Below are 17,183 nucleotides of genomic sequence, written 5' to 3' on the forward strand. Positions count from 1 at the left end.
CTTCAGACTGGTGTTGCCGCCGCTTTCGCCTTCAAACCGGGAAAGCGCGTTTCCAGCCGGTCAACCGCTCTGACAATGCGGTTGAAGCAGATGCGATAATAGTCTTCCGGCTTGCCCAGAGGGTCATGGATATGCGGCACGCCGATGATACTGCCAAGCAGCGCCCGCGGCGGGATGGAAAGGGCAGGCAGATTGGCAATGCGGTTGAGCTGTCGGACCTCCATCGCCAGCAGCAGGTCGCCGGGCAGGGCATGAAAACGGGTGTCGCTGGCACGGTGCCAGATCAGGTCGATATCGAAATCGTCGCGGGCGATTTTCTGTGCCACCGGGTCGGCAGGTTCCCCCGCTGCTGCTGCAACGCCGAAAGAGGCGGCGTTGATTCCGCGCTTGCGGCACACCGCTTCGGCAAAGGCGCTGCTGCCGATATTGCCATGGCAAACAAATACCAGCCGCGACACATCTTCGGGTTTGCTCGACAGGCCATGGCCCAGCACCAGCGCCTGCGGATAGGACAGTATCAGTCGTCCGAAACCGCGCCAGCTGCCGAAATTGCGGCTGATGGTCTCGGCCAGCGCCATCTAGGCCACCTCTGCCGTCTCGCGGCTGCCATGGCCGAGCGCCAAATAAGTGTCCGAGCGCATCTCCATCAGCCGTGAAACGGTGCGTTCAAACTCGAATTTGCCGTCGCCCTCGGTGTAGAGCTGATCCGGCTCGGTTGCAGCGCTGGCGAACAGCTTGACCCGCTGCTCGTAAAGCGCGTCGATCAGGGTAACAAAACGGGCGGCCTCATTGCGATTTTGCGGCCCCAGCCTGGGAATGCCAACGATCAGAACCGTGTGATAATGCCGCGCGATACACAGATAGTCCGCAGCGCCACGCGGTTCGCCACACAGCCGCTTGAACGAGAATACCGCAACACCCTTGAGCGACTTGGGCACATGCAGGGTTCGCCCGCCAGGAATATCCAGCGTTGCGGTTTTCACCTTGGCGGCATCTTCGGGTGGATAGTCGGTGAGGCGGAAAAAGGTCTCGCGCAATGCGGTTGTGGCAGTGTCGTCCGCCGGACTGTGCCAGCTTTTGCTGCCGGCCATACGGTCGAGCCGGTAATCGGTCGGGCCGTTAAGCGACAGCACCTCAAGCCGATCATGCAACAGGGCGATAAAGGGCAGGAAATGCTCGCGGTTGAGGCCATCCTTATAGAGATCATCGGGTGGCCGGTTGGAGGTGGTGACGATGGTGACTCCGGCTTCGATCAGCGCGGTGAACAGCCGCGACATGATCATCGCATCGGCGCTGTTGTTGACCACCATCTCATCAAAGGCGATCAGCCGCCATTCCCCGGCCAGCGCTTCGGCCACCGGCACGATCGGATCACCCTCGGCCTTTTTGCGCTGTTCCTTAATCCGGCCATGGATTTCCTGCATGAACTCGTGAAAATGTACCCGGCGTTTGCGTTCAATAGCGAGGCTGTCGTAAAACAGATCCATCAGCATTGATTTGCCGCGCCCGACTCCCCCCCACATATAGATGCCGCGCAATGGTTCGGGTTTCTTGCCGAATACCCGCCACAGCATTGATCCGCGCGGCGGCACAGCTTCCAGTTCCTGCTGCAAGCGGTTGAGTGAAGTAACAGTATTTTGCTGGTCGGGATCGGGCTTCAGCTCGTCATTGTCGAGCATCTTGCGATATTGCGCATCGATGGAGACCGGCGCATCCCTCATGCCGATTGCCGTGATATGCTCTGGTCTGTTTTCCTGGCGCCCGCTTTCTTGACGATTGCGGAGAAGCTGGCCACCGCCCTGTCATCCTCGCCCTGCACAACCAGTCCACGCATGAACAGCATGCTGCCGGTTTCGCGGATCACTTCCACCTGTGCTTCCAGATGGCTGTCCATTTGTGCTGGGCCGACAAAATGGGTCTGCAATTCGACAGTCACCGATGGTCCCGCCTGACCCAGCCGCAGCACCCGCATTGCACCGAACAGTGCGCAATCGATAAAGCCCATCATCGTGCCGCCATGCACAACATCACCAAGATTGCGGTGCCGGCGTTCAGGGAACATCCGTACCCGCGCCATGGTGTCGGGCAGGCCGTCACCTCCGGCGCGCTTGTGCATTATGCCGAGAAACGCGTTGTAATTATCAGTGTCGCGCGGAGCCCAAGTCGACCAGCCCGGCCGATCGGGCACAGGCTGACTGATAAACCATTGATCGTCTTCGATATTCGCCGTGGCGTCTTGCATATGCGCCTCACATATCTGGGTCAGATATGCCGTTCGGCCACCATTTTCTTGGTTTCGGCAATGGCCTTGGCCGGAGACAGGCCCTTGGGGCAGACATTGGCGCAGTTCATAATGGTGTGGCAGCGATAGAGCCGGAACGGGTCCTCCAGCTCATCGAGCCGCTCACCTGTCATCTCGTCGCGGCTGTCCGCAAGCCAGCGATAGGCCTGAAGCAATATTGCCGGGCCAAGGAATTTGTCGCTGTTCCACCAATAGCTGGGGCAGCTGGTCGAGCAGCAGGCACACAATATGCATTCATACAGGCCGTCGAGCTTCTCCCGGTCCTCCGGGCTCTGCAGCCGTTCCTTGCCCGAAGGCTCCGGCGTCATTGTCTGCAGCCAGGGTTTGATCGAGGCATATTGCGCGTAGAAATGGGTGAAGTCGGGCACCAGGTCCTTGATCACTTCCATATGCGGCAACGGAGTGATGCGCACTTCGCCTTTGCAGTCTTCGATCGCGGTGGTGCAGGCAAGACCATTGCGACCATTGATATTCATCGCGCACGAGCCGCAAATGCCTTCGCGGCAGGAGCGGCGGAAGGTCAGGGTCGAGTCCTGGTCGCTCTTCATCTTGATCAGTGCGTCGAGGACCATCGGTCCGCATTCGTCGAGATCGATGGCAAATGTGTCATAGCGGGGATTTTCACCGCTGTCGGGATCGTAGCGATAGACTTTGAAAATCTTGGTGTTCTTGCCATCGCCGCCTGCGGCATGGCTTTTGCCCTTGCCGGAAATCTTGCTGTTCTTGGGCAATGTAAAGGTCGCCATGATGATCCCTCAGTCTTTCCGCCGGTGCAGAACCACCGGTCACCTACGGTTTTGCCGTTATTGTCCGTGACCGCTATCTAAGGCGAATTGTCGCTGTTTGCCAGCCCATTTTGCGTATCATCGGCATGGCTCGGCCATCGCATATGCGCGCCGTAGCGGCATGGGACGGCTATAACAGACCGTTGCGGCGCAGGCTTTCGGCAACAATGGTCTCGATCAGCTGTTCCTGGCTCCAGCCGGCGCGCTTGACCGACTGGCCGAACACCTTCTCCGACCATAAATTGCAATTGAGGTTGAGCTCGAGAAAGTTCAGCGTTCCCGTGGCTTCGTCGAAGCGGAATTCATAACGGCCATAGTCGAAGGGCAGGAATTCCTGCGCCAGGTTCAGGGTATGGGTCGCAATCGGTGCGGTGAAATCGGGATTTTCAAAATGCACCAGCTGGTATTTATGGCCCCGTTCGACCAAGTCGCGCTTTTCCCAATAGGTACGCAGATGCTCCGGGTCGGTCTGCTCGAACAGCATCATCGGCAGGATTACCGGCTGGTCACTGATGGTGACCACCGGCACTTCGACATCGCTGCCGTTGAGGAAAGGTTCGACAATCGCGTCATGGCCCTCTCCATGGATATTGGCGACGGCTTCCTTCACCCCGGGCCAGTCATGCGCGTCTTGCACCCCCCAGCTGGCGGAGGAAGCGTTGGGCTTGATCACCATGCGTTCGGCCATCGGGCATTTGCGCTCCTCGACAGGGGCGCCATGGCGGTAAATCGCCCAGTCGGCGGTGGGGATACCGCGATTGCGCGCCACCAGCTTGCTGAGATGCTTGTCGTCGGAGAGACCGCGCAGGATCGGGCTTGCACCCAGATAGGGCAGACCGATACGCTGACACAGCAGCGGCAGGAACATCTCGCTGTTGACGAAGCCGCCACGATTGAGCAGCGGGAACAGGAAATCCGCCTCGGGCTTCTCGAACAGCGCATCATAGCTGTTGGCCAGCAGCAGCTGTGGGAACAGCCTTTCGAGAATGGTGCGCACCTCATGGTGATAGACTGCATGATTGCCATCTTCGGCATGCAGGCTACCATCGCCCAGCGCATGCTTGGCGATGAACAGCAGGCGAATGCGCTCACGCACTTCCGGGTTGATCTGCAGCGGCTGCGGATAGCTGGTCATTTTCGAATGTTCTCCGTCAGAATCGGGACGGGTCGCTACGTAAAGCTGTATTCTGCATGCGGCCCTCGGACCTTCATTTAGAGTCTTTTGCGCAAAGTGCAATTTGGGAAAATACCGGCCATCGCGAAAGCCTGTCGCTATGTCCGCAGAAGATTGTTTCGCCCGTGCGCCCGGTCTAACAGGGCGGGACTGGGACCGGAAGAAGGGCAGAATCATTATGGAGCCATTGGCATATCTGCTGACGCAAGGCGGCGACGAACGGATTACGGTTGACCCGGAGACGGGTACCAATCGCTATTTCGCCACGCCTTATCCGCGTGACACCATTGCCTATGCCTCGTCGACAGCGAACGATATCAGCCGCGATGCCTGGCGCTATCTGCGGTCACGCTGGCCGCAGGTCACGAAAGACAGTACCGTCAATGGTGTTGAATATGCGCATGAGCTTGAGCGCATTCGCACCGAATTGCGCGCCGCTTATCAGCTGGGGAACGACAATCAGGTGATCTTCGCCGCTTCGGGCACCGATCTCGAATATATTGCGCTGCTGGTGGCGGCAGGGGCGGATCGTGCCCCGGTGCACAATATCCTGCTCGGTGCCGATGAGGTCGGCAGTGGCTGTATCTACAGCGCTCAGGGCCAGTATTTCGCGGCGCAGACGTCACTCGGCCTGCCCAGTCGAAAGGGTGATGTAGTCGAAGGGCTGCCGCCGGTGACGATGAGCGAAATCCCGGTGCGTGATGCGGATGGTCTGGCGCATGACAGCGCGACCATGACCGTCGCAATGCGCAAGGCTGTAGAAACGGCGCTGGCGCGCGGCGAAAAGCCGGTATTGCATGTCGTGCACGGGTCGAAGACCGGGCTGATCCTGCCGGTGCTCGACGATGTGGATGCGTTGCGCGCCGATTATGGCGAATGCATTGCCTTTGTCGTCGATGCCTGTCAGGCGCGGATTACCACTGCGGCGCTCAAGGCCTATCTTGAGCGCGACATGCTGGTGTTGCTCACTGGGTCGAAATTCATGGGTGGGCCGCCGTTTAACGGCTTTGCCGTCGTGCCGCCCTTGCTGATGGCCAAGGCGGCGCCGATGCCACAGGGCTATGCCCGGATTTTCCATCGTGCCGAATGGCCGACCGCGTGGCCGGGGCGTGACATATTGCCGGACAGCGGCAATCTCGGCCTGGTGCTGCGGCTCAGTGCCTCACTGTTCGAACTGACACGTTTCCAGCAACTTGCCATGGCCGATATTATGCGCATGGTCGGTATATTCCAAAAGGCGACGGGATCGCTGATCGACCGTATAGAAGGACACCGGATTCTCGCCTATGCCCCGCATCATCAGCTCGACGCGATCACCCATCCGATTGAGATGCAGACACTGGTCACGTTCGATCTCAATGGCGGTCCCGATGATCACGATAATGCGCGCATCGACTTCGCTGCAGCGACTGTGATCCATCAGGGCATGATGCGACGTGGCGTTCGGCTCGGCCAGCCGGTGCGTTGCCGCAAGATAGCCAAAGGCGGTCATGCCGGAACGCTGCGCATTGGTCTTTCGATGCCGCAAATGGTGCGGCTCGCAACACTCGATGACGCAGCGATTGCAGCTCAGTTGGAAGCCGATATGGACGCGATCGCAGGCGCCTATTACACCACCAGAGCCGCGCCGATGGCGGCGCAGTAGCTATAACAGCACTACATATTCCACGTCATTGCGAGCATAGCGAAACAATCCAGAGCGGCGCGCAGCTGCTCTGGATTGCCGCGTCGTTTCGCTCTTCGCAATGACGGTTAAGCAAAGCGCGATCACGCTCCGACAGATATGGAAAGCAGGATAGCGTTACCTTTGCGTCAATTGCCGAAAGTCCGCTGCCACCAGCCTTTTCTCGGCTTGCCATCGGCATCGCTGCTGTCGCCATTGGCGTCATTGGCCGCCGGGGCGGTTGCGGGTTTGTCGTCGACGGGTTTTTCGCCACTAACTTCGGCAGTTCCGGTTTCGTCATCGGCACTCTTGGCCGCAGCCTTCTTGCGGGTGCGCCGCTTTTTGGGCTTTTCCTCGGTTGTTTCTGGGGCCGCCTCAGGGGCTGCCTCTGCAGAGCCATTCGTCTCAGCGTCGCTGTCGGTCTTTTTGCGCCGCCGCCTTTTGGGTTTTTCCTCGGCGGTTTCCGCTTTGGCGCCCTCATCACTGATTATATCGCCACTATCGCTGTCGGCCTTTTTGCGCCGGCGTGTACGCTTTTTCGGCTTTTCTTCGCCCTCAGGGTCATCAGCGCCCCCGGTTGCGGCCTTTTCACCATCACCACTCTCGGCCTGTTCTTCCGCTGTGGGCGCATCATCGTTCTTGCGGCGGCGGCTGCGACGCGGACGTTTGGGCTTTTCTTGCTGTGCCTCGTCATCCTCCTGGACAGTCTGTGCCTCGGCCGAAGCGTCTTCGGATTCCTGCGACTGGGCGTTATCGGCACTGTCCTCGCGGCGATCACGACCACCGCGCTTGCCACGGCGGCTGCGGCGGCGACGCTTGCGCTTGGGGCGATCTTCGGTGTCTTCATCGTCGCGCACTTCTGGTGCCGCTTCTTCTTCCTCATCGGTATCGATGATGGGCGCATAGTCCACGGTAATACCCGGCTTGGGTCCGCTGACCTCGACCGTCATCTTGGCGCCTTCGGCATCGCCGGTCGGCAGGATCTCGATAGAAACGCCATAGCGCTGCTCGATATCGGTGATACCGGCGCGCTTGTTGTTGAGCACATAGATCGAGGCTTCCTGGCTGGTGTGCATCACCAGTTGCGAGCCCTTGCCCTTGGCGGCCTCTTCCTCGAGCATCCGCAGCGCAGCAAGTCCCGAGGACGAGGCGGTGCGTACCAGCCCGGTACCGTTGCAATGCGGGCAAGTACGGGTTGATGCCTCAAGGACACCCGTGCGCAATCGCTGGCGGCTCATCTCGAGCAGGCCAAAGCCGGAAATCCGACCGACCTGAATTCGTGCCCGATCCGATTTCAGCGCATCGCGCATCGCCTTCTCGACCTTGCGGATATTGCCGCTGCGTTCCATGTCGATAAAGTCGATGACGACTAGACCCGCCATATCGCGCAGCCGCAACTGACGTGCGATTTCGCGCGCGGCTTCCAGATTGGTGCTGACGGCCGTTGCCTCGATGCCATGTTCGCGGGTCGAGCGGCCCGAGTTGATGTCGATCGAGACCAGCGCTTCGGTCGGGTTGATCACCAGATAACCACCCGATTTGAGCTGTACCACCGGCTCATACATGGCGTTGAGCTGGTCCTCGGCACCATAGCGCTGGAACAGGGGGATCGGGTCGGAATAATGCTTCACCCGCCGCGCATGGCTCGGCATCAGCAATTTCATGAAGTCCTTGGCGGCGCGATAGCCGTCATCGCCCTCGACCATCACCTCCTCAATCTCGCGATTATAGATATCGCGGATGGCGCGCTTTATCAGGTCGCTGTCGCTATGAATCTGCGCCGGTGCAGAGGCCTTGAGCGTCTTGTCGCGAATGCCGTCCCACAGCCGTGCGAGATAATCGAAATCGCGCTTGATCTCGGTCTTGGTGCGCGACAGGCCGGCGGTGCGGACAATGCAGCCCATGGTGTTAGGCAGATTGAGCTCGGCAATGATGCTTTTCAGCCGCTTGCGGTCGCTGGCGCTGGAGATTTTGCGGCTGATGCCGCCGCCATGGGCGCTGTTGGGCATCAGCACGCAATAGCGTCCGGCAAGCGACAGATAGGTGCTGAGTGCCGCACCCTTGTTGCCACGCTCTTCCTTCATCACCTGCACCAGAACGACCTGGCGGCGATGGATCACATCCTGGATTTTGTAGCGGCGGCGCAGGGCCATGCGCTTGCTGCGCACTTCATCGCTGGCGCGAGCGGCACCCTTGCCACGGCGATTGCCGCGACGCGAGCGACCGCCACGGCGCTTTTTCTTGCCGCTATCGCTGTCTTCGCTATCGGCAGTGTCCGATGCTTCGGCGTCGCCATTTGCACCGTCATCGCCACTTTCGTTCTCGTCCTCGTCTTCATCCTCATCGTCGTCGGGCAATTCCGGTGCCTCCGGGTCGCTCAGCGCCTGCTCCGCCTTTTCATCGAGTGGCCCGTGATCTTCCGCCAGTTCATCGGCAAAGGCCCGGCTGTAATCACCCTCGTCATCCTCGCTGGTCTCGCCGCGCTCTTCCTCGGCGGCGCGCAAGGCGGCCTCCTCGGCGGCATGCGCCGCTTCCTCGGCCAGCAGCGCGTCCTTGTCTTCCTTGGGAATCTGGTAATAGTCGGGGTGAATTTCGGAAAACGCCAGAAAGCCGTGGCGGTTGCCGCCATAATCGACAAAGGCCGCCTGAAGCGAGGGCTCTACCCGGGTCACTTTGGCGAGGTAGATATTGCCTTTTATCTGTTTGTGTTCAGCCGACTCAAAGTCGAACTCTTCAATGCGGTTTCCCTTGATTACCGCCACCCGGGTTTCTTCCTGGTGGCGCGCATCGATCAGCATACGCGTTGTCATGATAAAGTCTCCACATCGCGGCGGCAGGTGGACCTGCCACGCTGCCGCGCGATGTTCTGTTGGCAATCTCCGGCCGCCGGTAAAAATGGGCAAAAGGCCGGATCGTGGTTCGGAAATCTCCGGCATGGTGATGCCGGGGCTGTGTGTCTGCCTGAATATCCATTCCCGGCATTGTGCCGTCATGCCTGCCCGCGAGCATCATCGCCGCTGCATTACAGCGCGATTGCTGGCGGTGGGCGGGAAGTGTCATTCAGCGTCAACCTGTCTATCCCCGTTCTGGAAAACAGGGCGTTATGAGGGGCTTGGCCAAAACACTTGTGGTATCCGGATACATCCCCTGACAATTTTGCTAGCACCACAAATGCCGTCCCGCAACAAAAATGACACGCCTGCAAAGCGGTTTCTTTGCGCCAATGCTCGCCGGTGCCTGCAGCTGGAAAACACGGTGAATTCGCCGTTAACCGTGTCATTTGACAGCTTCTTACAGGCTTTTGCTTAACAGCGTTTTCATCGTGTTCGAGGAAGGGATTGCGGTGAAATTACACTGGACCAAAAGCGATGCCATGCGCCATAAAGGTCAAGCCATGGTTATCCTGACTGCATTATTGGCATTACTAACTCCGGGGCTTGCACATGGCGGTGAGGTTGAGGATGTAACGCTACGCGGTGACAAGCTGACCATCAGCTTTGACGGTCTGGTGGTCGATGCCCGTAGTTTCACGCTGCGCGGCCCTGATCGTATTGCCATTGATGTACGCGGCGCGACGACACGGAGCAAAAACTTCACTGCCAAAGGTACAGTGCGCTCGGTTCGTGCAGCGCAGTTCCAGCCGGACACCGCACGTATCGTGCTCGATCTCGATGTACCAGCGGTAATCAGCTCAGGCTATTTTTCGTCGGATGGACGGCAGCTGCACCTGTCACTTGCACGCAATGGCAATGCGGGCGCTTCGGCTGCAAAACTGCCCAACACGCAAGAATTTTCACCACCAATCGGTTTTCGCGCCAAACCTGTGCGCAAGCCTTATAGCGTTACGGTCGCGTTGCCTGCATCCAAATCGCAAGTAGATCTACCTGATGTGCTTGGGCCCAGAGATAGCAGCCGTCCTTTAGTAGTTATCGATGCCGGTCACGGTGGCCATGATCCGGGGGCAATCAGCCCGCATGATGGCACATATGAAAAGAATGTCGCGCTTACAATTGCGCTTGCTATTCGAGAACAATTGCTTGCGTCGGGCCGCTTCAGAGTTGCGTTGACCCGGGATAGCGATAAATATCTCGTGCTTAGCGAGCGCTTCAGCATTGCGCGACGGCTGGGTGCAGACCTGTTTATCTCGGTTCATGCCGACGCTGCCAGCAATCAAGGGGCACGCGGCGCTACGGTCTATACTCTCTCAGAGGTTGCGTCTGACCGCGAAGCAGAGAAGCTGGCTGCGAGGGAGAACAAAGCAGACATCATACGCGGTCTTGATCTTGCTCAGACTCCGAAAAGTGTGAGCCCGATCCTTATTGATCTGCGCCAGCGTGAGACCATGAACCTGTCGGCAGATTTCGCCAAACTGCTGGTGCGGGAAGGCAGCGATCGGATGCGTTTCCGTTCAGAAGCACATCGCTTTGCATCTTTTGTTGTGCTCAAAGCTCCAGACGTGCCCTCTATCCTGCTCGAAACCGGTTATCTCACTAATGCCAACGATGTGCGCATGCTGAAGTCCAAAGAAGGTCAGACGCAGATTGCAAAGTCGGTCGCCAGTGCAGTGCAGGTCTATTTCGCACGCCAGCTGGCCATGCGCTGAGGCTGTGGTCGGCCTCGCGCTGACAGGGCGGTAGCGTAAAAACTTTCCCTGATTTATCGGTTGTATCCGTATTCATGCTGGAAACGTTCAGATTGGCTGTGCTAATCGGCGACGCATGAGTGAGAGTGGTGCTGTTGCTCCCGGCCCCGGGGGCGAAGATACATCGGATTTTGCCTATCGCCTCAAGCGGCAGGCCATGGGAGCACGCGAGCGGCTGGGGCTGTTGTGGCAGCGACGGCCGGTGCGCTGGCTCGTCTATCTGCTCGGCCTGATTCTGCTGGGCATATTGATATTCTGGCTGATATTTGCCCGTAACCTGCCATCGGTGGAAACGTTGCTCGACTATGAACCGGCGGTGCCGACCATGGTGCGCGGCGTCGATGGCGAGATCGTCAACAGCTTTGCGCGCCAGCGCCGGGTGCAGCTGCAATATGTCGATTTTCCGGAAAAGCTGGTCAACGCCTATCTCGCCGCCGAGGACAAGACGTTCTTTACCCATGGCGGGCTTGATTATCCCGGCGTTGTCGGCGCGGTGGTCGATTATGTCAGCAAGATCGGCAGCGGTCAGAGAGCCAAGGGCGGATCGACCATCACCCAGCAGGTTGCCAAGAATCTGCTGCTCGATGACGAATATGCGATCACCCGCAAGATCCGCGAGGCGATCCTCGCCTATCGCATTGAAGACACCCTGACCAAAGAGGAGATTCTCGAGCTTTATCTCAACGAGATTTTCCTCGGCCGCAATGCCTATGGCGTACAGGCGGCGGCGCAGGCCTATTTCCACAAGGATGTCGGTGATCTGACACTGGCTGAGTCGGCCTATCTCGCAATTCTTCCCAAGGGACCATCCAATTACCGCCCGGAAACCAATGCCCAGGCCGCGCTTGACCGGCGCAACTGGGTGCTCGGTGAAATGCAGGAAAATGGCTGGATTACCGAAGCGGAGATGCAGGCAGCCCGGGCGCAACCACTTGGCACCCGCCCGCGTCGTGGCACCAGCTATGCCAGCGCCGGTGGCTATTTCATGGAAGAGGTTCGCCGTCAGCTGATCGAGCGCTATGGCGAGAGCTCTGATGACGGCCGCAATCCTTATAGCGTCTATTCCGGTGGTCTGTGGGTGCGCACATCGCTTGACACCAGCATGCAGCAGACCGCGACCAAGGCGCTGCGTGATGCGCTGGTGCGTTATGACCGTGGCCGTGGCTGGTCTGGTCCGGTGAACACCGTCGAGCTTGGCGAGAACTGGTCGGGTATTCTCGATTCCGCCAATATCACCATCAATTACAAGGACTGGCGCATCGCGGTGGTGCTGCGCAAGGAAGGGCGCGAGGCGCTGATCGGCTTCGCCAATGGCGACAACGGTACACTGCCCGCCTCTGCCGCCAGCATGCCGCGCCGCGGGCGTGGCGGCACTGCTTTCTCCTCATTGAAACCAGGCGATGTCATTGCGGTGGCGCTGGAGCGCGGTGACAATGTCTATGGCCTGCGCAGCGTGCCCGAAATATCCGGTGGCATGGTGGTGCAGAGCCCGCATACCGGGCGCATTCTGGCGATGCAGGGCGGCTTCGACAATGGTGTCAGCTCGTTCAACCGCGCGACCCAGGCCGAACGTCAACCGGGTTCGACGATCAAGCCCTTCGTCTATGCCACCGCGCTGGACAATGGCATGACTCCGGCGACCAAGATCGTCGACGGTACTTTCTGCGTCTATGACGGTGCGGCAAGAGCGCGCAAATGTTTCCGCAATTTCGGCGGTTCGCGCGGTGCCGGTTCGCAGACCATGCGCTGGGGGATCGAGCAGTCGCGTAACCTGATGACGGTGCGCGCCGCCAGCGACAGCGGCATGCGCAATGTTGTCAAAACGATCAGCGATGTCGGCATCGGTGATTACCAGCCTTATCTTTCCTTCGCGCTGGGTGCGGGGGAAACCACGGTTGAGCGGATGACCAATGCCTATTCTATCCTTGTCAATCACGGGCGTGAGCTGACACCGACGGTGATTGACTATGTCCAGGATCGCAATGGCAAGGTGATTTATCGTGCCGATAATCGCGTCTGCGACGGTTGCCGTATGGAAGAATATGATGGCTCGCCCATGCCGCGGCTCAAGCCGGTAGGCAAGCAGGTGATGAATCCGATGACCGCCTTCCAGATGATCCACATATTGCAGGGTGTGGTCCAGCGCGGCACGGCGCAGACGCTGCGCGACCTCGACCGCCCGGTATTCGGCAAGACGGGTACCACCAACGGCCCGACCAATGTGTGGTTTGTCGGTGGCACCCCGGATCTGGTGGCCGGCGTTTATATGGGTTTCGACACGCCGCGCAACATGGGTGGCTATGCCCAGGGCGGCACGCTGGCCGCACCGATCTTCAAGCAATTCGCCCGGGCGGTTCTGCCCGATATGCCGGTGCGCCAGTTTGTGGCGCCGCGTGGCATTCGCATGGTGCGGATCGAACGACGCAGCGGGCGTCGCGTTTTCGGGCAATGGCCAACCAGCGACCCCAGGGCATCGATTATCTGGGAAGCGTTCAAGCCGGAAACCGAGCCGCGCCGATCGGTGCGGGTCGAGGAAGTGGTCGAGCATAACAAGGCCGAGACACGCACCCGGCAGCGCCGGACCGAAAGGCCACGCGATGACAATGACTTCCTGGAACAGCAGGGCGGTATTTACTGATTTACCGGCTTGTCCCGGCCCAACCATCCACAGCGCCCGCTTTACATTGGCGGCGAAATCCCTAATCGCAGACAACACCCTTAAAGGGCAGGAGAAAAACTATGCGTGCCGAAGGGCAGGCCCATGTTGACACGATTGACGCCGCGCTGGCGCTGGTGCGCAAATTCCTGGACTGGGAAAAGGCGCTTCGCCGGCTCGACGAGCTGAACGCGCGTGTCGAGGATCCGACGCTGTGGGATGACCCCAAGGCGGCGGAAGAGGTAATGCGTGAGCGGCGTCGGCTAGACGCCGCGATATCGGCGGTCAACGAGATCAGTCAGGAAAAAGACGACGCGGTCGAATTCGTCGAGATGGGCGAAGCCGAAGGCGACGATGAGATCATCAGCGAAGGGCTGGCATCACTGGCCAAACTGGCCGAGCGCGCCGAGAAGGACAAGATCGAAGCGCTGCTGGCGGGTGAGGCCGATGGCAATGACACCTATCTGGAAATTCACGCCGGTGCCGGGGGCACCGAGAGCCAGGACTGGGCCGAGATGCTACAGCGCATGTACACCCGCTGGGCCGAACGCCGTGGGCTGAGGGTTGAACTGGTCGATTATCATGCTGGTGAGCAGGCGGGCATCAAATCGGCGACTTTGCTGATCAAGGGCGAGAATGCCTATGGCTATGCCAAGACCGAAAGCGGCGTGCACCGGCTGGTCCGTATCTCACCCTATGACAGCTCGGCGCGGCGACATACCAGCTTTTCCAGCGTCTGGGTCTATCCGGTGATCGACGATGACATCGCCATTGATGTCAATGAAAGCGACCTCAAGATCGATACCTACCGCGCCTCGGGCGCAGGCGGTCAGCACGTCAACACTACCGACAGCGCGGTGCGCATCACCCATGTGCCCAGCGGCATTGTCGTGGCGAGCCAGAATGACCGGTCGCAGCACAAGAACCGCGCAGAGGCGATGCGGATGCTCAAGGCTCGGCTTTACGAAGAGGAGCTGCGCCGCCGCGAGGAAAGCGCCATGGCCGAGCATGCCAGCAAATCGGATATTGGCTGGGGCAACCAGATCCGTTCCTATGTCCTGCAGCCCTATCAGATGGTGAAGGACTTGCGCACCGGCGTGACGTCCTCGGCACCTTCCGATGTCCTTGATGGCGATCTCGACCCGTTCATGGCCGCAGCATTGTCGCAGCGGGTTACCGGCGAGCAGGTGGAGGTCGAGGATGTCGATTAAACCACCTGGCAGATATACCGCAGCGGGCGTCGTCACGGCTGTGGCGGCATTGGTGCCATCCCTTGCCCATGCCGATGTCGTTATTGGTCCCAGATTTTCCTATTTTTTCGACAATAGCAATTTGCGTACCTCATCAATCGAGGGCGGCCAGGTGGAAGAGGGCGGGCTTATCGACCAGCAAGCGCTGGAATTGGCGCAGGACCTTTTTCCCGGCGAGGTTGATTTTCGCTCGCAGCAGGATGGCACAGGGATATTGGCCGAACAGATCGCCATCCCGATGGTGGGGGCGATGATCAACTTCGGTGATGATCGCGACCGCTTCACGATCACTGGCATGTATGGCGAAGGTTCAGGCGGTATCGAGCAGACCATTGCGATCAGCCGCAGGCTAGCCATCCAGAATGATACAGCAACCGACTTCGGCAATGCCCTGGCCACGGGCGAATTCGATTATAACCGCTACGATCTGGAAGTAACCTGGCAGCGCCGGACGAGCGAGCGCTTCGCGTTCTTTGCAGGTGCGCGTTATGAACGCCTGGAGAGATCCGGTCCCATCGCGTTCAATTTCAACACAACCTTCAACGTGGATAATCTGCTTGGGACAAGACTGGCCGAGGCCTTCGGCCAGGACCCGCCGCCGCCGCTGGTGCCGGAAGAAACCCCACCGCAGATGCTGCGGGAATCGGCGACGCAGGAAACATTCAGCATACGTGCCGGTGTGACGGCGTTTGTTCCGTTTTCCGAGACGGGTACAGCGTTTTTCAATGGCATGGTGCATGCCAGCTATCAGCCTGACTTCAGGACAAGGACGAGCGTGGTACAGCCCGATGGTACACTGGCACCGCCTTTCGTCGATCGTAGCGGCGAAGAAGCCAGTTTCGGACCGGATATTGCGGTGGGTGCGCAATTTGCACTGTCCGACTCCATCGCTCTTGATGTGCGCTATCGTGCTGTCCTGTTTTTTCCGCTATCGGGGGAGAACAATTTCAGCGATGCTCGCGTCAATCATGGTGTGAATATCGGAGTGTCATTCCGGCTATAATGTTCAAGCGCATTTTTTTCCTTCTGCTCGGTATCTTTGCTGTGACGCCGCATGCCCATGCGGATGTTCATGCTCTGGTGATCGGCACCGATTATATTGAGGCGGATGATCCACGCTTGGCGCTGGCCAATCCGGTGGTTGACGCACGCATGGTCACCGCATCGCTGAAACGCTCGGCAGTGACCGAAGTGACATTGCTCGAAGAGCCGGATGCCAGGATTTGGGAAAGCGAGTTTGACCTGTTCGTCAATTCCCTCGCACCCGATGATATCGCGCTGCTCTATTATGCCGGCCATGGTTTCCAGATTGAAGGACATAACTATTTTCTCGCTGCCGATGGCGTATCACTGATACCCTTGGAAGATCTTATCCGCAGACTCACCGAAAAGGCCCGGGGCGCGATTGTGATTGTCGATGCCTGTCGCAACAACCCATTGGCCGCGCAGCAGGCGCAGTCGACAAAACGGTCGCTGGCGCTCAATATTGCGGGTGCAGCGCGTTCGGCAGAATCGATTACGCTCTATGATGTCGCCAATGCGGGTCCCGGTCTTGCGCAGCTCGGCAATTTGCGCGGACTGTCGGCAGTTGTGTTCTTTTCCACCGATCCGGGCAATGTCGCCGAAGATGGCGCAACCCCCGGCAAGGGTAGTCCTTTTGCCACAGTGTTCGCACAGCAGATCAAGCGCCGTCAGTCATTGGATGAGACGTTCCGCAAGACCGCAATCGAGGTGAATGAGAAGACTGATGGCCGTCAATCGCCATGGCGTCAGGGCGATTTGCCGTTTAATGTCTTTGTCGGCGGCATGCGGGCATTGCCGATTCCATGATGGCGCAACGGCACAGGGCAAAAGGCATGAAAGCGGGTATCCTATTGGTGGCTACGGCAATGCTGGCGCTCACCGGCTGCAAGCCGGTTGTGCTGGATGAAGACCGGCCCGAAGATGCCCGCGCCTTTCCCCGTGCAGAGCGCGACGTCCCCACAGTGGTGGGCAACCAGTTTTCTACCGAGACCGCGCGTGACAATCGCAATGAGGCGGAAACGGTGATGGACCTTGCCGGCATTGTCGAAGGCATGACGGTAGCCGATATTGGCGCTGGCGAAGGGTATTACACTGTGCGTTTGGCAGAGCGTGTCGGCGAGACCGGCCGGGTGCTGGCACAGGATATCGATGCCGATGCTCTGGCGCGGTTGGGCCAGCGCGTATCGCGCGACCGGCTCGACAATGTCTCGATCAAACCCGGTGCGATTGCCGATCCCCGGCTTCCGGCCAACAGCTTCGACCGGATATTCCTGGTGCATATGTACCATGAGGTGACCGAACCCTATGCCTTTGTCTGGCGGATGCATGATGCGCTAGCCGAGGACGGGCAGATCATCGTTGTCGATGTCGATCGCCCCAATGGTCGCCATGGCATTTCCCCGAAACAGGTATTCTGCGAGTTCGAGGCGGTGGGGTTCGAGCTTGTTGAATTTGCCCAGCGTCCCGACATTCAGGGCTATTTCGCCCGTTTCGTTCCGGGTGGCGACAAGCCGGAGCCGGATGAGATTCACGCCTGCAATGCCCAGGGACAGCGCACCGATAAACCGCGGCGCGAAGCATCCTGAACAATGGTGCCGCAGCGGCGCTATGTGACGGTATAATGACGGAAAATGGCGTATTTGATGACGCCGGAGAAGCAAAGAAACAGCTTATTGCTTGAATATGCT

The 17,183-nt window shown here is 59.1% G+C and carries 13 protein-coding genes; 7 read left to right on the plus strand and 6 right to left on the minus strand.

The window, feature by feature from the left end:
* Nucleotides 1–2 precede the first annotated feature (2 nt).
* From AAFX04_03435 to AAFX04_03455, 5 genes are all read right to left on the minus strand, one after another.
* Entirely contained in the window at nucleotides 3–578 is a 576-nt protein-coding gene (locus AAFX04_03435; GenBank protein MEO1044474.1) for a phosphotyrosine protein phosphatase, read from the minus strand.
* On the minus strand, nucleotides 579–1,721 hold the full coding sequence (zapE, locus tag AAFX04_03440; protein ID MEO1044475.1) for a cell division protein ZapE: 1,143 nt from the start codon (nucleotides 1,719–1,721) through the stop codon (nucleotides 579–581).
* Nucleotides 1,718–2,242, minus strand: a complete 525-nt coding sequence (locus AAFX04_03445; GenBank protein MEO1044476.1) for a PaaI family thioesterase — start codon at nucleotides 2,240–2,242, stop codon at nucleotides 1,718–1,720. The genes zapE and AAFX04_03445 overlap by 4 nt, the downstream gene beginning before the upstream one ends.
* A gap of 20 nt (nucleotides 2,243–2,262) precedes the next feature.
* On the minus strand, nucleotides 2,263–3,048 hold the full coding sequence (locus tag AAFX04_03450; protein ID MEO1044477.1) for a succinate dehydrogenase iron-sulfur subunit: 786 nt from the start codon (nucleotides 3,046–3,048) through the stop codon (nucleotides 2,263–2,265).
* A gap of 169 nt (nucleotides 3,049–3,217) precedes the next feature.
* Entirely contained in the window at nucleotides 3,218–4,222 is a 1,005-nt protein-coding gene (locus AAFX04_03455; protein ID MEO1044478.1) for a phosphoribosylglycinamide synthetase, read from the minus strand.
* Between the two features lie 217 nt (nucleotides 4,223–4,439).
* Here AAFX04_03455 and AAFX04_03460 point away from each other — a divergent pair, with 217 nt between their 5' ends.
* Nucleotides 4,440–5,906, plus strand: coding sequence for a hypothetical protein (locus AAFX04_03460; GenBank protein ID MEO1044479.1), 1,467 nt, complete (start codon nucleotides 4,440–4,442; stop codon nucleotides 5,904–5,906).
* 167 nt (nucleotides 5,907–6,073) lie between these two features.
* Here the strand turns inward: AAFX04_03460 and AAFX04_03465 are convergent, their stop codons facing one another.
* Entirely contained in the window at nucleotides 6,074–8,734 is a 2,661-nt protein-coding gene (locus AAFX04_03465) for an Rne/Rng family ribonuclease (protein MEO1044480.1), read from the minus strand.
* Between the two features lie 470 nt (nucleotides 8,735–9,204).
* On the opposite strand from AAFX04_03465, the gene AAFX04_03470 reads away from it, so the two are divergent.
* The 6 genes from AAFX04_03470 to AAFX04_03495 all read left to right on the plus strand — a co-directional run bounded on the left by AAFX04_03470 (nucleotide 9,205) and on the right by AAFX04_03495 (nucleotide 17,081).
* Complete coding sequence (locus AAFX04_03470; protein MEO1044481.1) at nucleotides 9,205–10,527, plus strand: N-acetylmuramoyl-L-alanine amidase; 1,323 nt, start codon at nucleotides 9,205–9,207, stop codon at nucleotides 10,525–10,527.
* Nucleotides 10,528–10,723: 196 nt separating this feature from the next.
* Nucleotides 10,724–13,204 (plus strand): PBP1A family penicillin-binding protein, encoded by a 2,481-nt coding sequence (locus tag AAFX04_03475; GenBank protein MEO1044482.1) that lies wholly within the window; start codon nucleotides 10,724–10,726, stop codon nucleotides 13,202–13,204.
* A 101-nt stretch (nucleotides 13,205–13,305) separates the two neighbouring features.
* Nucleotides 13,306–14,433 (plus strand): peptide chain release factor 2, encoded by a 1,128-nt coding sequence (gene prfB, locus AAFX04_03480; protein ID MEO1044483.1) that lies wholly within the window; start codon nucleotides 13,306–13,308, stop codon nucleotides 14,431–14,433.
* Entirely contained in the window at nucleotides 14,423–15,475 is a 1,053-nt protein-coding gene (locus AAFX04_03485) for a hypothetical protein (protein ID MEO1044484.1), read from the plus strand. The genes prfB and AAFX04_03485 overlap by 11 nt, the downstream gene beginning before the upstream one ends.
* Nucleotides 15,475–16,302, plus strand: coding sequence for a caspase family protein (locus AAFX04_03490; GenBank protein MEO1044485.1), 828 nt, complete (start codon nucleotides 15,475–15,477; stop codon nucleotides 16,300–16,302). The genes AAFX04_03485 and AAFX04_03490 overlap by 1 nt, the downstream gene beginning before the upstream one ends.
* Nucleotides 16,303–16,361: 59 nt before the next feature.
* Nucleotides 16,362–17,081 (plus strand): class I SAM-dependent methyltransferase, encoded by a 720-nt coding sequence (locus AAFX04_03495; GenBank protein MEO1044486.1) that lies wholly within the window; start codon nucleotides 16,362–16,364, stop codon nucleotides 17,079–17,081.
* The last annotated feature ends 102 nt before the right edge of the window (nucleotides 17,082–17,183 follow it).

It is taken from the genome of Pseudomonadota bacterium (assembly GCA_039818985.1).
Classification (GTDB): Bacteria; Pseudomonadota; Alphaproteobacteria; order Sphingomonadales; family Sphingomonadaceae; genus Alterisphingorhabdus.

Excerpts from the sequence above, each read along its gene's own strand:
- AAFX04_03445 (MEO1044476.1), bottom strand. The coding sequence starts at position 2,242 with ATGCAAGACGCCACGGCGAATATCGAAGACGATCAATGGTTTATCAGT.
- AAFX04_03455 (MEO1044478.1), bottom strand. The coding sequence starts at position 4,222 with ATGACCAGCTATCCGCAGCCGCTGCAGATCAACCCGGAAGTGCGTGAG.
- zapE (MEO1044475.1), bottom strand. The coding sequence starts at position 1,721 with ATGAGGGATGCGCCGGTCTCCATCGATGCGCAATATCGCAAGATGCTC.
- AAFX04_03460 (MEO1044479.1), top strand. The coding sequence starts at position 4,440 with ATGGAGCCATTGGCATATCTGCTGACGCAAGGCGGCGACGAACGGATT.
- AAFX04_03475 (MEO1044482.1), top strand. The coding sequence starts at position 10,724 with ATGGGAGCACGCGAGCGGCTGGGGCTGTTGTGGCAGCGACGGCCGGTG.
- AAFX04_03465 (MEO1044480.1), bottom strand. The coding sequence starts at position 8,734 with ATGACAACGCGTATGCTGATCGATGCGCGCCACCAGGAAGAAACCCGG.
- prfB (MEO1044483.1), top strand. The coding sequence starts at position 13,306 with ATGCGTGCCGAAGGGCAGGCCCATGTTGACACGATTGACGCCGCGCTG.
- AAFX04_03485 (MEO1044484.1), top strand. The coding sequence starts at position 14,423 with ATGTCGATTAAACCACCTGGCAGATATACCGCAGCGGGCGTCGTCACG.
- AAFX04_03435 (MEO1044474.1), bottom strand. The coding sequence starts at position 578 with ATGGCGCTGGCCGAGACCATCAGCCGCAATTTCGGCAGCTGGCGCGGT.
- AAFX04_03490 (MEO1044485.1), top strand. The coding sequence starts at position 15,475 with ATGTTCAAGCGCATTTTTTTCCTTCTGCTCGGTATCTTTGCTGTGACG.
- AAFX04_03450 (MEO1044477.1), bottom strand. The coding sequence starts at position 3,048 with ATGGCGACCTTTACATTGCCCAAGAACAGCAAGATTTCCGGCAAGGGC.
- AAFX04_03495 (MEO1044486.1), top strand. The coding sequence starts at position 16,362 with ATGCTGGCGCTCACCGGCTGCAAGCCGGTTGTGCTGGATGAAGACCGG.